This is a genomic window from Leclercia sp. GHBNCSD, from assembly GCF_055805075.1.
This window is the reverse complement of record NZ_JBQVYO010000001.1, coordinates 2,247,882-2,262,143: the sequence shown is the minus strand read 5'-3', so window position 1 is coordinate 2,262,143 and position 14,262 is coordinate 2,247,882. Positions and strand designations below refer to the sequence as shown.

The 14,262-nt window shown below is 55.2% G+C and carries 14 protein-coding genes; 9 read left to right on the top strand and 5 right to left on the bottom strand.

Going from position 1 to position 14,262, the window contains the following annotated elements:
• Positions 1–12 precede the first annotated feature (12 nt).
• The 3 genes from pitA to ACT3IC_RS10875 all read left to right on the top strand — a co-directional run bounded on the left by pitA (position 13) and on the right by ACT3IC_RS10875 (position 2,466).
• Positions 13–1,509: an inorganic phosphate transporter PitA gene (gene pitA, locus ACT3IC_RS10885; protein ID WP_103177385.1), complete on the top strand. Its 1,497-nt coding sequence runs from the start codon at positions 13–15 to the stop codon at positions 1,507–1,509.
• Positions 1,510–1,685: 176 nt separating this feature from the next.
• Entirely contained in the window at positions 1,686–2,075 is a 390-nt protein-coding gene (locus ACT3IC_RS10880) for a polymorphic toxin type 44 domain-containing protein (RefSeq protein WP_201304749.1), read from the top strand.
• Positions 2,053–2,466 (top strand): hypothetical protein, encoded by a 414-nt coding sequence (locus tag ACT3IC_RS10875; RefSeq protein WP_159340195.1) that lies wholly within the window; start codon positions 2,053–2,055, stop codon positions 2,464–2,466. The genes ACT3IC_RS10880 and ACT3IC_RS10875 overlap by 23 nt, the downstream gene beginning before the upstream one ends.
• A gap of 38 nt (positions 2,467–2,504) precedes the next feature.
• Here ACT3IC_RS10875 and uspB read toward each other — a convergent pair whose 3' ends face one another.
• Complete coding sequence (uspB, locus tag ACT3IC_RS10870) at positions 2,505–2,840, bottom strand: universal stress protein UspB (RefSeq protein ID WP_032615027.1); 336 nt, start codon at positions 2,838–2,840, stop codon at positions 2,505–2,507.
• A 285-nt stretch (positions 2,841–3,125) separates the two neighbouring features.
• Between uspB and uspA the strand changes: the two genes are divergently transcribed.
• Positions 3,126–3,563 carry a universal stress protein UspA gene (gene uspA / locus ACT3IC_RS10865; protein ID WP_103177386.1) on the top strand — a complete coding sequence of 146 codons (438 nt, stop codon included), beginning with the start codon at positions 3,126–3,128 and terminating at the stop codon, positions 3,561–3,563.
• A gap of 54 nt (positions 3,564–3,617) precedes the next feature.
• On the opposite strand, the gene rsmJ is transcribed toward uspA, so the two are convergent.
• Complete coding sequence (rsmJ, locus tag ACT3IC_RS10860; RefSeq protein WP_159340194.1) at positions 3,618–4,370, bottom strand: 16S rRNA (guanine(1516)-N(2))-methyltransferase RsmJ; 753 nt, start codon at positions 4,368–4,370, stop codon at positions 3,618–3,620.
• A 7-nt stretch (positions 4,371–4,377) separates the two neighbouring features.
• Entirely contained in the window at positions 4,378–6,420 is a 2,043-nt protein-coding gene (gene prlC / locus ACT3IC_RS10855; RefSeq protein WP_103181001.1) for an oligopeptidase A, read from the bottom strand.
• A gap of 203 nt (positions 6,421–6,623) precedes the next feature.
• On the opposite strand from prlC, the gene ACT3IC_RS10850 reads away from it, so the two are divergent.
• From ACT3IC_RS10850 to ACT3IC_RS10840, 3 genes are all read left to right on the top strand, one after another.
• On the top strand, positions 6,624–7,466 hold the full coding sequence (locus tag ACT3IC_RS10850; protein ID WP_103177388.1) for a 23S rRNA (adenine(2030)-N(6))-methyltransferase RlmJ: 843 nt from the start codon (positions 6,624–6,626) through the stop codon (positions 7,464–7,466).
• A gap of 70 nt (positions 7,467–7,536) precedes the next feature.
• Positions 7,537–8,889: a glutathione-disulfide reductase gene (gene gorA, locus ACT3IC_RS10845; protein ID WP_103177389.1), complete on the top strand. Its 1,353-nt coding sequence runs from the start codon at positions 7,537–7,539 to the stop codon at positions 8,887–8,889.
• A gap of 202 nt (positions 8,890–9,091) precedes the next feature.
• Positions 9,092–9,361, top strand: coding sequence for a monooxygenase (locus tag ACT3IC_RS10840; protein ID WP_103177390.1), 270 nt, complete (start codon positions 9,092–9,094; stop codon positions 9,359–9,361).
• Positions 9,362–9,377: 16 nt separating this feature from the next.
• On the opposite strand, the gene ACT3IC_RS10835 is transcribed toward ACT3IC_RS10840, so the two are convergent.
• On the bottom strand, positions 9,378–9,782 hold the full coding sequence (locus tag ACT3IC_RS10835; protein WP_103177391.1) for a hypothetical protein: 405 nt from the start codon (positions 9,780–9,782) through the stop codon (positions 9,378–9,380).
• A gap of 190 nt (positions 9,783–9,972) precedes the next feature.
• Between ACT3IC_RS10835 and ACT3IC_RS10830 the strand changes: the two genes are divergently transcribed.
• Together ACT3IC_RS10830 and ACT3IC_RS10825 are read left to right on the top strand one after the other, a co-directional pair.
• Positions 9,973–10,695: a hypothetical protein gene (locus ACT3IC_RS10830; protein ID WP_103177392.1), complete on the top strand. Its 723-nt coding sequence runs from the start codon at positions 9,973–9,975 to the stop codon at positions 10,693–10,695.
• A gap of 238 nt (positions 10,696–10,933) precedes the next feature.
• Positions 10,934–12,583 (top strand): alpha,alpha-trehalase, encoded by a 1,650-nt coding sequence (locus tag ACT3IC_RS10825; protein WP_103177393.1) that lies wholly within the window; start codon positions 10,934–10,936, stop codon positions 12,581–12,583.
• A gap of 12 nt (positions 12,584–12,595) precedes the next feature.
• Here ACT3IC_RS10825 and ACT3IC_RS10820 read toward each other — a convergent pair whose 3' ends face one another.
• Positions 12,596–14,194, bottom strand: coding sequence for an STY4199 family HEPN domain-containing protein (locus ACT3IC_RS10820; protein WP_103177394.1), 1,599 nt, complete (start codon positions 14,192–14,194; stop codon positions 12,596–12,598).
• Positions 14,195–14,262: the final 68 nt, after the last annotated feature.

Genomic DNA, 14,262 nt, shown 5'->3' with positions numbered 1-14,262 from the left:
GCGTAACGTCCTATGCTACATTTGTTTGCTGGCCTGGATTTCCATACCGGGCTTTTACTTTTGCTTGCTCTGGCCTTTGTATTGTTCTACGAAGCGATTAACGGCTTCCACGATACTGCAAACGCAGTGGCAACGGTTATCTACACCCGGGCATTACGATCGCAAGTTGCGGTGGTGATGGCTGCAGTGTTTAACTTCTTTGGCGTTCTTCTTGGAGGTCTGAGCGTAGCCTACGCCATTGTGCATATGCTGCCAACGGATCTGCTGTTGAATGTCAGCTCTGGTCATGGTCTCGCCATGGTCTTCTCCCTGCTGTTTGCTGCAATTATCTGGAACCTCGGTACCTGGTATTTCGGCCTGCCAGCATCCAGTTCCCACACGCTGATCGGCGCTATCATCGGTATTGGTTTAACCAATGCGCTGATGACCGGTACGTCTGTGGTGGACGCCCTGAACATCCCTAAAGTTCTGGGTATTTTCGGTTCACTGATTATCTCCCCGATTGTCGGTCTGGTTGTGGCGGGTGGCTTGATCTTCCTGCTGCGTCGTTACTGGAGCGGTACGAAAAAACGTGCCCGTATCCACCTGACGCCGGCCGAGCGTGAAAAGAAAGACGGTAAGAAGAAGCCGCCATTCTGGACGCGTATCGCCCTGATCATCTCTGCTATCGGCGTGGCTTTCTCGCACGGCGCTAACGATGGTCAGAAAGGCATTGGTCTGGTGATGCTGGTGCTGATCGGCGTGGCCCCGGCGGGCTTCGTGGTGAATATGAATGCGTCCGGTTACGAAATTACCCGTACCCGTGACGCCATCAACAACGTCGAGACCTATTTCCAGCAGCGTCCTGACCTGCTGAAGAAAGCGACCGGCGTTGACCAGCTGATCCCTTCTCCGGAAGCGGGCGCGACCCAACCGGCGGAGTTCCATTGCCATCCGGCTAATGCGATCAGCGCCCTGGAGCGCGCAAAAGGCATGCTGACGGACGTTGAAAGCTACGACAAGCTCTCCGTAGAGCAGCGTGGCCAGATGCGCCGCATCATGCTGTGCATCTCCGACGTCACCGACAAAGTTTCTAAGCTGCCTGAAGTCTCTGCCGACGACAAACGTCTGCTGAAGAAGCTGAAAGTCGACATGCTGAACACCATCGAGTACGCACCGATCTGGATCATCATGGCGGTCGCGCTGGCGCTGGGTCTCGGTACGATGATCGGCTGGCGTCGCGTGGCGACAACCATCGGCGAGAAGATCGGTAAGAAAGGCATGACCTATGCCCAGGGGATGTCCGCTCAGATGACGGCGGCAGTCTCTATCGGTCTGGCCAGCTACACCGGTATGCCGGTATCCACTACCCACGTTCTCTCTTCGTCCGTGGCGGGTACCATGCTGGTTGATGGCGGCGGTCTGCAACGCAAAACCGTGACCAGCATTCTGATGGCCTGGGTATTTACCCTGCCGGCATCGATTCTGCTGTCCGGCTGTCTGTACTGGATCTCCCTGCAATTCCTGTAATCGCAGGCAGGTTACGCGAAGAGCGGGTCAGGTAACTGGCCCGCTTTTTTTATGGGTGCGATTTAAGCTTATTCCATTGTTAATATAAGGAAAATCTGAACATTTTTTGTTCACTCCGTTGACAGGGAAATCATTATCATGCCGGGTGCAATTAATTATCATGCAATGGAGAATGTATGGCTTCTGTACCTACCCCTGGGCCCGGCTCAATCGTCATCGTTAACAATATGCGCGAAGCGCGTCGACATGGCATGTCGCGCAATATGGCAACGCCTTCTACCTATTATTGGTTTTATCAAAAGGTCAGAAATGGTGGGCCATGGGACTACAAAAAATTCGATCCGTACTACGCAGCATTTGGTAATTTCAATTTCGGGGCTGCCGGTACGGCTGCAGGTATTCCTGCAAATATCCTCCTGATGGGCGCGGGATGGGCTCAGGGGCGTGCGGGTACATCGAAAGCTGAATGGGGAAAATGGTATGAAAAGCCCCCTTACGGAGATGATCCGACAGACCAGCGCAATATCAGAGAAGGAATAGAATATGCCATTCAAAACGGCTATTAAATGGACCCACCGGTTTGTCACGCTTGCGCTACTAATTCTGGTCTTAGGGTTCATGTGGCTAAACCACCAGCCCGATCCGCGAAAGGGTGATGAACTGCAAAGGATTTATAAATTATCTGACAGCGTCTGGCTCTATATGACGGTTAACGATAAGGGTGGTGCAACGGTACCCATAATCTACCGTTACTATCTGTCAAAAGAGATACGCGGGGAAAAGAGGGACATTATTCGAAAGCTTGCCATGCGCGTTCCGGTACTTGAGGGAACAGGCACAATCACTGATGCCAGCATAGGGAGTAACGGCGAAGTGAACATCTCCTACAGTGGGAAAATATTCTCAGTGCAGAAAGATATCTCAAACCTTCGGTTTACGGTTTTACCCGATAAGTGACAAAAGGAAGGCGAGGTTTGACCCGCCTTCCTCTGCGCTCAATGCCAGATGAGGAGAGCAATCATGCTCACCACCACCAGGCCGCACAGTGCGCTGGTCAGGATGAACTGACGACGCAGGCGCTCACAGCGACGGATAAACTCATCATCATGATGATCGCGATAACGCTGGGCGTAGATATACCACACCAGGCGCATCTGTTTGCTGGGCTGCCCGTGCGAGGTAAAGAATCCCCCGCCGTCCACATATTGATAAAGCAACGGATCGCAGCCACGAAGTACCACTAATAGCGCGCGCAAGGATGAGAAATAACGCGCCATATTTACAATGCAAACCACACATAACGCCCAAAACAATGCGACGGTGCTAATCATACTTCCTCCCCGGCGTCCGCCCTCGAAGCAACGCTTCGGGACTACCGCACCCCAATGCCCTGACAGACGGTTCAGTGATAGAGAGACTCAAAAGCCGATCGGCTTCACATTTTATTATCCGAACGGCTTATTCAATAGTGTAGGAGATCCGTTAATTTTTTTGCCACAAGGTTAATCGTTATCAACACCAATGCTTGAAAATTTTGTTTAACTGGGCCGTAATGAAAGCAGGTAGACGACTGCTACACGCATTGGTCATCGATAACTTAAGGAAGGAGTAACACTATGGCTTATAAACATATTCTGATCGCTGTTGACCTCTCCCCGGAGAGCAAAGTGCTGGTTGATAAAGCGGTATCCATGGCGCGTCCGTACAATGCGAAAGTTTCCTTAATTCATGTGGACGTAAACTACTCCGATCTCTATACCGGCCTGATCGATGTGAATCTGGGGGATATGCAGAAGCGTATCTCCGAAGAGACCCACCATGCACTGACCGAGCTTTCCACCAATGCGGGCTATCCGATCACCGAAACCCTGAGCGGCAGCGGCGACCTGGGCCAGGTGCTGGTCGATGCGATTAAGAAATACGATATGGATCTGGTGGTCTGCGGCCATCATCAGGACTTCTGGAGCAAGCTGATGTCATCCGCCCGTCAGCTGATTAACACCGTACACGTTGATATGCTGATTGTGCCGCTGCGCGACGAAGACGACGAGTAAGGCGGGATTGCCTGAATGTAGGCCGGGTAAGGCGAAGCCGCCACCCGGCTTTTTTTATTCCGGGGTACCGGAATAGATATCAAACCGGTGCCCTTTGGTCACCACCGCATTGGTCGTCGCAACCTCCGCCAGTGGCGGCGCGTAATCCGGGCGCTTCACCACCACGCGCTTCGTAGCCAGCAGACGCGCAGGCGCCAGCAGGCCATCCGCATCGAGATCCGGCCCCACCAGCGACTGAAACACCCGCATCTCTTTCTTCACCAGCGCGCTTTTCTGCTTATGCGGGAACATCGGGTCGAGATAGACCACCTGCGGGCGTGGGGTGATATCGGTCAGCGCCGTCAGGCTTGAGGCGTGGATCAGCTGTAACCTCTCCTGCAACCAGCCGCCGATTTCCGGATCGGCATAGCCACGGGTCAGGCCGTCATCCAGCAGCGCGGCCACCACCGGATTGCGCTCCAGCATCCGCACACGACAGCCTACCGAGGCCAGCACAAAAGCGTCGCGCCCGAGTCCCGCCGTGGCATCCACCACGTCCGGCAGGTAGCTGCCCTTAATCCCGACCGCTTTGGCCACCGCTTCGCCGCGTCCGCCGCCAAACTTGCGCCGGTGCGCCATCGCCCCACCAACAAAATCGACGAAAATGCCGCCGAGTTTGGGCTCGTCGCGCTTGCGCAGCTCCAGATGGTCCGGGGTCATCACTAGCGCCATCAGGTTTTCTTCATCGTGCTCCAGCCCCCAGCGGGCGGCAAGAACAGATAAGGCGCCATCTCCGGCGCCTGTTTCATCTACTAAGCAGATTTTCACGAATCAACTAACCCTTGATCCCGTAATGCTCCAGCATCGCATCCAGCTGCGGTTCGCGGCCACGGAAGCGTTTGAACAACTCCATTGGCTCTTCAGAACCGCCGCGGGTCAGGATGTTATCCAGGAATGACTGACCGGTTTCGCGGTTGAAAATCCCCTCTTCCTCGAAGCGGGAGTAGGCGTCTGCCGCCAGCACGTCTGCCCACAGGTAGCTGTAGTAGCCCGCCGCATAGCCGCCCGCAAAGATATGGCTGAACGCGTGCGGGAAGCGTCCCCAGGCCGGGCCTGGAATAAGGGCAACCTGCTTTTTGATCTCCGCCAGGGTTTCGAGGACCTTCGCCCCCTGCTCCGGGCTGAACTCCGCATGCAGACGGAAATCGAACAGACCGAACTCCAGTTGGCGCAGGATAAACATTGCCGCCTGGTAGTTTTTCGCTTCCAGCATCTTATCCAGCAGCGCTTTTGGCAGCGGCTCGCCGGTCTCATAGTGGCCGGAGATAAACGCCAGCGCGTCCGGCTCCCAGCACCAGTTTTCCATAAACTGGCTCGGCAGCTCCACGGCATCCCACGGTACACCGCTGATACCGGCAACGCCTGCCGCTTCAATGCGGGTCAGCATGTGGTGCAGACCGTGGCCGAATTCGTGGAACAGAGTGATCACTTCGTCATGGGTGAACAACGCAGGTTTGCCGTTAACCGGACGGTTGAAGTTACAGGTCAGATAAGCAACCGGCTTTTGCAGCGAGCCATCCGCTTTACGCATCTGCCCTACGCAGTCATCCATCCAGGCGCCGCCGCGTTTATTTTCGCGGGCGTAGAGGTCGAGATAGAAGCTGCCGCGCAGTTCGTTCTGGTCGTCGTACAGTTCGAAGAAGCGCACGTCGTCGTGCCACACTTCCACATCGTTGCGCTCTTTGGCGGTGATGCCGTAAATGCGTTTCACCACTTCGAACAGGCCGTTAACGGCTTTGTTTTCCGGGAAGTACGGACGCAGCTGCTCATCGCTGATGCTGTAGAGATGCTGCTTCTGTTTCTCGCTGTAATACGCGATATCCCACGGCTGCAGCTCATCGACGCCGAATTCCGCTTTGGCAAAGGCGCGCAGCTGGGCCAGCTCTTTCTCGCCCTGAGGACGAGCGCGTTTGGCCAGATCGGTTAAGAAATCGAGTACCTGCTGCGGGTTTTCGGCCATTTTGGTAGCAAGAGATTTATCTGCGTAGCTGTCAAAGCCCAGCAGCTGCGCCAGCTCGTGACGCAAGGCAAGAATTTCCGCCATCACCGGGGTGTTATCCCACTTCCCGGCGTTCGGGCCTTGATCGGACGCGCGGGTGCTGTAGGCGCGATACATCTCTTCACGCAGGGCCTGGTTATCGCAGTAGGTCATTACCGGCAGATAGCTCGGGATATCCAGCGTCAACAGATAACCGTCCTGCTCTTTCGCTTCGGCTTGCGCTTTTGCTGCCGCCAGGGCGCTTTCCGGCATGCCAGCCAGCTCCGCTTCGTCGGTAATCAGCTTCGTCCAGCCCATGGTGGCATCCAGCACGTTATTGCTGTACTGGTTGCCCAGCTCAGACAGGCGCGTCGCGATTTCGCCGTAGCGCTGCTGCTTCTCTTTTGCCAGACCAATGCCCGACAGTTCAAAATCGCGCAGCGCGTTATCGACAGCCTTTTTCTGCGCGATATTCAGCGTCGCATAGTGATCGCCCTCGCGCAGGTCGCGGTACGCTTTGTAGAGCCCTTCGTGCTGCCCGACCCAGGTGCTGTACTCCGACAGCAGGGGCAGGGTTTGTTCGTAGGCCTCACGCAGTTCCGGGCTGTTTTTCACCGAGTTCAGGTGGCTGACCGGGGAAAAGATGCGGCCGAGCACATCATCCACTTCCGCCAGCGGCTGACACAGGTTTTCCCAGGTATAAGGGGCGCCATGCGCTACCACGCTCTCAACGGCGGCACGGCAATCGTCCAGTGCTTTGGTGACAGCGGGAACAACATGTTCAGGCAAAATGGAGGAAAACGGTGGCAACGAAAAAGGCGTCAGTAATGGATTGGTCATAAGCACTGTCCTGTTAAATGAGTGAATGAAGCGCGCATCCTGCGCGAGCATATTGTTTCCAGGATGGGGTTAAGTGTAGTGAATTTCAATGGCTGAGGTGACAGAAAAACAGCCGCCGCGACGGTGCGTGCCGGGCCTGCGGGTAATCTGTGCCGTTCTGCTGTAAACTGTGCTCAATCGACATTATCGGAACATATCTACCCATGCTCAGTTATCGCCACAGCTTTCACGCGGGCAACCACGCCGACGTTCTTAAACACACCGTACAGAGTCTGATCATCGAGGCGCTGAAAGAGAAAGATAAGCCTTTTCTCTATCTGGACACCCATGCCGGCGCGGGCCGCTATCAGCTGAGCGGCGAGCATGCCGAGCGCACCGGAGAGTACCTCGAAGGCATCGCCCGCATCTGGCAGCAGGATGACCTGCCGGCGGAGCTGGAACCCTATATCGGCGTGATCAACCATTTTAACCGCAGCGGCCAGTTACGCTACTACCCGGGTTCGCCGCTTATCGCGCGCCAGCTGCTGCGCGAGCAGGACAGCATTCAGCTGACTGAACTGCATCCAAGCGACTACCCGCTGCTGCGCTCTGAATTCCAGAAAGACAGCCGCGCGCGCGTGGAGAAATCGGACGGCTACCAGCAGCTGAAAGCGAAGTTGCCGCCGGTTTCCCGTCGCGGTCTGGTGCTGATCGACCCGCCATACGAAATCAAAAGCGACTACCAGGCGGTGGTTGCGGGTATCAACGAGGGCTACAAACGCTTTGCCACCGGCACCTATGCGCTGTGGTATCCGGTGGTGCTGCGTTCACAGATCAAACGCATGATCAAGGATCTGGAAGCGACCGGCATCCGTAAGATCCTGCAAATTGAGCTGGCCGTTCGCCCGGACAGCGATCAGCGCGGCATGACCGCGTCCGGCATGATTGTGATTAACCCGCCCTGGAAGCTCGAAGCGCAGATGAATAACGTCCTGCCGTGGCTGCACAAAAAGCTGGTCCCGGCCGGTACCGGCCATACTACCGTTAGCTGGATCGTGCCAGAGTAATCGCAGTCATCGATGGAAACTATTGATTTCAGGTATACAATCGCGGCAATTAACGATTAAGGATAAGACCATGACCAAGCATTACGATTACATCGCTATCGGCGGCGGCAGCGGCGGTATCGCCTCGATTAACCGTGCGGCCATGTACGGCCAGAAGTGCGCGCTGATTGAAGCAAAAGATCTCGGCGGCACCTGCGTTAACGTCGGTTGTGTACCGAAAAAGGTGATGTGGCATGCGGCGCAGATCCGCGAGGCCATCCATCTCTATGGCCCGGATTATGGTTTTGATACCACCATTAATAACTTCGACTGGGATCGTCTGATCGCCAGCCGTACCGCCTACATCGATCGTATTCACACCTCCTACGATAACGTGCTGGGCAAGAATAATGTCGATGTGATCCGCGGTTTTGCCCGCTTTGTCGATGCGAAGACGATCGAAGTCAACGGTGAAACGATCACCGCCGATCATATCCTGATCGCTACCGGTGGCCGCCCGAGTCATCCAGCTATTCCGGGTGCGGAATACGGTATCGACTCCGACGGTTTCTTTGAGCTGCCTGCCCTGCCGAAACGCGTTGCCATCGTTGGCGCGGGTTACATCGCCGTGGAGCTGGCGGGCGTGATTAACGGCCTCGGCGCCGAAGCGCACCTGTTTGTGCGTAAACACGCCCCGCTGCGCAACTTCGATCCGCTGATCGTCGATACCCTGGTGGAGGTGATGAATGCCGAAGGCCCACATCTGCATACCGAAGCCATTCCGAAAGCGGTTGTGAAAAACGCTGACGGCAGCCTGACCCTTGAGCTGGAAGATGGCCGCAGCCAGACCGTTGATTGCCTGATCTGGGCCATTGGCCGTGAACCCGCAAACGACAACTTCAACCTGGCCGTCACGGGTGTCAAAACCAATGAGAAAGGCTATATCGTTGTCGATAAGTTCCAGAACACCAGCGTACCGGGCATCTACGCCGTGGGCGATAATACCGGCGCCGTTGAACTGACCCCTGTTGCTGTCGCCGCGGGTCGTCGTCTTTCCGAGCGTCTGTTTAACAACAAACCGGAAGAGCACCTGGATTACAACAACATCCCGACCGTGGTCTTCAGCCACCCGCCAATCGGTACCGTCGGTTTAACCGAGCCTCAGGCGCGAGCGCACTATGGCGACGACCAGGTGAAAGTGTATAAATCCGCCTTCACCGCCATGTATACCGCGGTCACGTCTCACCGTCAGCCGTGCCGCATGAAGTTAGTGTGCGTCGGCCCGGATGAGAAGATTGTCGGCATTCACGGTATCGGCTTTGGTATGGATGAGATCCTGCAGGGCTTTGCGGTCGCGCTGAAAATGGGTGCGACCAAGAAAGACTTCGATAATACCGTAGCTATTCACCCAACGGCGGCAGAAGAGTTCGTGACCATGCGTTAGTTCGCCTTGTCAGCGAGTATGCACGTTTAAAAACCGGCCCTCAGTGGCCGGTTTTTTATGCACCCTCCCCCACCGCCACGCCGCTGCTGGCGCAGATGTACATACGGTAACAAAATTCACCGGTAATGACGGCAGGCCTGGCTACGCTTAAAAAGTATTAAGCGCTTACCTGGATCGATTAATTAAGATTAGAGAAAAGAGTATGCAAGTGAAGATCAACGCAAAAAGGCTGGCTAAATTCCATCTGATTCTTGCCCTGGTATGGGCGATGTTAACCATACCCACCCTTCTGTGGTGGAAAAACAGTATTCTTTGGGTCTCTCTGATGAGTATTTACGCCATTGTGGTTTCGCATCTGGCGGCCTATAGCGCGGCCCATGCGGAAAAAGCGGCCAGCAATGCCCTGAATCAAAGCGAAGAGACCCGGCAAAAGACTGATGAAATAGCAGGCGATCCACGTCAGGCGCACTGATCGTGCCTCACCGGTGTCAGGCAAACAGGATCTGCCCGACGCCGGTACACTCCTCAAAAATAAACATTCTGCGTGGCATATTTAACAGGCGCATTCCCGCCACCTGGCAATAGCGTAAGCGGATCGGCTGCGTAACCACGCTATTTGATAAAAAGACATTGCGCATATCGCAATTTTCAAAACAGAGCTCGTCGATATAACAGCGGTTAATTAATAAACTGCTGAACTGTATATTGCGGAACACACTCTGCTTCAGATTACAGCGGAAAATAATGGCGTTGTTCTCTCCTTCAAAAATATCCAGCCATGCTAAATGGTGGCTTTCCAGCAGCCCCTGCAGTTCTGTTATAGTGGATTGATAGCCGCTCGGCTTTGCAAAAGAAAAAGGCATAGCGCCCTGACGCTTCGCGTTAAGGTTCATAAGGATTTCCTGTTTGAGCGCGTCATCAGAGACGATGACGACGAGGTGAAAGGCCTTAATTACTTATTTGCGCGTAGCGAAACAATGGCGATTTTGGACACTTATTTGCAGAGTTGGCCAATAAAAGAAAAGTCGAATACACAGCGTTATTAAACAACTACAAAAATAATTTACCTTAAGGGGATATTTAATGCCAATCAGCAAAAGTAAGAACGCTATTCTGGTGTTTGAATCACCGTGGAAACTCGATGATTATGATGCCAACCGCTCATCCGTGCTGCCGTTCGTGCACGGAATTGCCAAAATGCATGGCGACACTGAGGTCTACTCTCTGAATTTTTATAATAAAAAGAGCTTCGAGATTGCGCTGGATTGCCTGTGCCGTCAGAAATTTGATAATACCCTCGTCTATATTGCGGCGCATGGCAGTAAAACCCGTATCGGCGATGTTTCTCTCACCGACATCCTTGACGCCATTAATGATAAATCCCGGAAGTTCAACATCAAAGGTTTGATGCTGGGCTCATGTTTTGCGGGCAGCGACCCCCATTTACTGGAGGCGTTTCTGGAAGGTAGCAAACTGACCTGGTGCGCCGCCTATTCCTCTTCATGCTACTGGTTGCAGGGCACGATGCTTGACTGCGCTCTTCTCCATAGCGCCCTTAATATCGAAGATGCGCATTATAAAACGCATGAAGAGATGCAGGAGGCGTTTGCTGAGGCTATTGCCCACTTCGCCCCAAATGCCAACATCGGGACCGACAGTAATGAGCAACCTGTCGCGCTATCAGCATCCCTACAGATCGTAATTCAGCCTGAAGGCCGGGGTTTCCGCGCCCGTCTCTCCTCTGAAGAGATTTTTGACCGCGCGAAAGCCTGGCGCTTCAACGAGGAGACAGAAGAAGCCCTCTGATTCATACTCTGTTGCAAAGCGAATGATCCGAATTTTAGATCGCCTGCGCACTGCTGGATTGCCCGTTTATTGCCTGCAATAACATCAACATGCCTCCAGTAGTGCCCGTTTTGCCCCGCCAGTAAAATGTGATCTACCGCACATATACCTCTTCACAGACCGAAGCGAATGTCTAAGATTAGTAAGCAACCGGATAAAACCAGACCTGAGACTACGCAAACCGGAGGTCCTGACCACCATGTTCAACCAGAAAATACGCACTGTAGAGACCGTAGAGTTCGACATAGAACAAGAACTTCTCTACGAAATCGATCCCTGCGAGTTAAAACTGGATGAAATGCTCGAGGCGGAACCGGAACCTGAAATGATTGAAGGGCTGCCCGCATCCGATGCGCTCACCCCTGCCGATCGCTACCTTGAACTCTTCGAGCATGTTCAGTCGTCGCGACTGTTTGAAGACAGCAAAACCTTTCCAGACTGTGCGCCGAAAATGGATCCGCTGGATATCCTTATCCGCTATCGCAAGGTGAGACGACACCGCGACTTTGACCTGCGCCAGTTTGTGGAAAACCACTTCTGGCTGCCAGAAGTGCTGTCGAGCGAATATGTATCGGATCCCTCTTTCTCGCTCAAAGACCATATCGACAACCTGTGGCCGGTACTGACCCGGGAGCCGCAAGATCATATCCCGTGGTCGTCACTGCTGGCGCTGCCGCAGGCCTACATCGTCCCCGGCGGGCGATTCAGCGAGACCTACTACTGGGACTCCTATTTTACCATGCTGGGGCTGGCCGAAAGCGGTCGCCACGACATGCTCAAGTGCATGGCGGATAACTTTGCGTGGATGATTGAAAAGTACGGTCATATTCCTAACGGCAACCGCACCTACTATCTGAGCCGCTCGCAACCGCCGGTGTTTGCCCTGATGGTGGAGCTGTTTGAAGAGGATGGCGTGCGCGGTGCCAAACGCTATCTGGACCATCTGAAGATGGAGTACGCCTTCTGGATGGACGGCGCAGAGTCGCTGCTGCTCAACCAGGCTTACCGCAGTGCGGTACGTATGCCGGACGGCTCTCTGCTCAACCGTTACTGGGATGACCGTGACACTCCAAGGGATGAATCCTGGATAGAGGACGTTGAAACCGCCCGTCACTCCGGGCGTCCACCTAACGAGGTCTATCGCGATCTGCGCGCCGGGGCTGCCTCCGGTTGGGACTACTCCTCCCGCTGGCTGCGGGATCCGAGCCGGCTGGCGAGTATCCGCACCACGCAGTTTATCCCTATCGATCTCAACGCGTTCCTGTTCAAGCTGGAGAGCGCCATCGCCAATATTTCAGCCTCAAAAGGGGATAAAGAGACTGCGGATCGCTTCCGCCAGAAAGCGAGCGATCGCCGCGCGGCGGTTAACCGCTATCTGTGGGATGAGGAGAACGGCTGCTATCGCGATTATGACTGGCGCCGGGAGCAGCTGGCGCTCTTTTCCGCGGCCAGCATCGTGCCGCTGTATGTCGGTATGTGTACCCATGAGCAGGCCGAACGGTTATCCGACGCGGTAAAAGCGCGTCTCCTGACGCCGGGCGGTATCCTTGCCACCGAGTATGAAACCGGGGAGCAGTGGGATAAACCTAACGGCTGGGCGCCATTACAGTGGATGGCGATCCAGGGATTCAAACAATACGGCAATGATTCTCTGGGGGATGAGATCGCGTGGAGCTGGCTGCACACGGTAAACCATTTCTACAAAATGAATCACAAGCTCATCGAGAAGTACCACATCGCCAGCAGCCAGCCCCGGGAAGGGGGCGGGGGTGAGTATCCCCTGCAGGACGGTTTTGGCTGGACTAACGGCGTGGTGCGCAGACTCATTGGCCTGTACGGGGAGCCGTAGCTCCCCGCGTTGTCAGCGGATCACCTCATAAATGGCTGTATGAATCGTCTGCCATTTTTTGGTACTGGCGTCCGGCTGGGCCTGTGCCCGCCGCTTCGCCTGATCCATCTCGCGTCGCTGGCGTTCTACCACCGCCGGAACGGTACAAAATGCCTGCAGATACTCTTTACGCAGATCCGTCAGCGGTTCGCCCGCTGACATCGCGTGTGCGAGGGTGTTGATAAACTGTCGGCAGGGCTTCGCCTGCCCCATCTGCAGACGATAGCGCATCAGGATATCCAGCACCTCCCGATGTCCCACCGACAGGGCGTGCTCTGTCCAGGAGAGCTTCCACTCCATTCCCGCCTTCAGAAACAGCAGCGCCACGCGGGTATCGTTCCTGTCAATCGCTGCGCGGAAGTTATTCTCATCCCAGGTGACGCCCATGCGCGTCAGCGTTTCGCGGGAGGAGGGCGACTCACGCATCTCTTCCGCCGCCGTTTGCACAGGAGGCGAGGTGGTACTGGCCGCCTGGGTCGGCGTGCTGCTTTCCATTAATAGCCAGGTACCCGCCGCCAGCATTCCCATCACCATCACCCCCACCGCCCCCCACAGTCCCACCGAGATCAGATGATCGCGTTGCTCCGGGGTGCGCGCGGGCCGACGGTTCGGTTTATCGATAGCGTCGCGCACCTCAAAAATGTCATCGCCGGTGGCCCGGCTTTTTTCTCGCGCATTTTCCCAGAAGAGCTCCAGCTCGTGGTTATTCTCTGCCATCAACCCCGTCGGGTTTACGGCGGTACGGCCTTCGTTAAAGGCACGCTGAACGGGGCCGGCAATCTGGGCGTAGTAGTTGTCCAGCAGCAGGATTTGCGCAGAGGTCAGCGGCTGCCGGGCAATGATGTTGTTGCGGATCAGGCGGATATCATCAAGAAAGGAGTGGAGCGTCTTACGCGGTTCCACCATCAGCGTCAGCAGAGCGGGATCGCTGAACAGCGCCGAATAAGAGCGGGAGTACTCTTTCTTGTCCACCAGCATCAGCGCCAGCTCGCTAAACATCATGCCGCCGAGGGCATCGTTGCGCTCGCCCTGCTGCAGCCAGCGGCGAACCCGATCGGCACCGAAGAGCGTTTTGAGGTGATTGTTCAGGCGCGTTGGATCTGGCCAGGCCTGCATAATCAGCCCTTTAATCATCAATTCCAGCGCACGTACCTGTTTCCGGGCTTGCTGTTGCTGAAGCTCATCGCCCGGGCTCATTTCGGTACTGTAGGTCAGCAGCGGCTGCTGCAAACGCAGGTGTTCCAGGGCCGTCACAAAGCGCGTCGCGGCAATCAGCTGGTTGTCGCTCACATCCTGCCCGCTCTCATACTGCGGCACCCGCTGCTGCAAAAGCCGCAATTGCAGGGTGAATTGTGAGAGCTCCGCATCGTTGAGGTTCAGGCGTTTTGCCACGCTCGCCCAGCCCCCCAGCGCCAGCCTGGCGGAATCCAGCTGCTCAAGGAACCAACGGGGATCTTTGCCTTCGGCAACATGCACCTTTAACAGGAGCAGGATCTCCACAGAGGCCTGACGAATAATTCCCAGACAGCGTTCAAACTGCTCGCGGATCACGTGCGATTTACTGAGGGTCATCATTATCCTTAACTGCCGCGCAAAGATTCAGGCGCAGCGAACGGAGAGCGGTTGTTTTTTAAGTGGTT

What these genes read in the sequence shown, in the direction of transcription:
- uspA (WP_103177386.1), top strand. Translation starts at nt 3,126, where the DNA reads ATGGCTTATAAACATATTCTGATCGCTGTTGACCTCTCCCCGGAGAGC.
- ACT3IC_RS10840 (WP_103177390.1), top strand. Translation starts at nt 9,092, where the DNA reads ATGCAAGTGAAGATCAACGCAAAAAGGCTGGCTAAATTCCATCTGATT.
- gorA (WP_103177389.1), top strand. Translation starts at nt 7,537, where the DNA reads ATGACCAAGCATTACGATTACATCGCTATCGGCGGCGGCAGCGGCGGT.
- ACT3IC_RS10825 (WP_103177393.1), top strand. Translation starts at nt 10,934, where the DNA reads ATGTTCAACCAGAAAATACGCACTGTAGAGACCGTAGAGTTCGACATA.
- ACT3IC_RS10880 (WP_201304749.1), top strand. Translation starts at nt 1,686, where the DNA reads ATGGCTTCTGTACCTACCCCTGGGCCCGGCTCAATCGTCATCGTTAAC.
- ACT3IC_RS10820 (WP_103177394.1), bottom strand. Translation starts at nt 14,194, where the DNA reads ATGACCCTCAGTAAATCGCACGTGATCCGCGAGCAGTTTGAACGCTGT.
- ACT3IC_RS10875 (WP_159340195.1), top strand. Translation starts at nt 2,053, where the DNA reads ATGCCATTCAAAACGGCTATTAAATGGACCCACCGGTTTGTCACGCTT.
- uspB (WP_032615027.1), bottom strand. Translation starts at nt 2,840, where the DNA reads ATGATTAGCACCGTCGCATTGTTTTGGGCGTTATGTGTGGTTTGCATT.
- ACT3IC_RS10850 (WP_103177388.1), top strand. Translation starts at nt 6,624, where the DNA reads ATGCTCAGTTATCGCCACAGCTTTCACGCGGGCAACCACGCCGACGTT.
- ACT3IC_RS10830 (WP_103177392.1), top strand. Translation starts at nt 9,973, where the DNA reads ATGCCAATCAGCAAAAGTAAGAACGCTATTCTGGTGTTTGAATCACCG.
- prlC (WP_103181001.1), bottom strand. Translation starts at nt 6,420, where the DNA reads ATGACCAATCCATTACTGACGCCTTTTTCGTTGCCACCGTTTTCCTCC.
- pitA (WP_103177385.1), top strand. Translation starts at nt 13, where the DNA reads ATGCTACATTTGTTTGCTGGCCTGGATTTCCATACCGGGCTTTTACTT.
- ACT3IC_RS10835 (WP_103177391.1), bottom strand. Translation starts at nt 9,782, where the DNA reads ATGAACCTTAACGCGAAGCGTCAGGGCGCTATGCCTTTTTCTTTTGCA.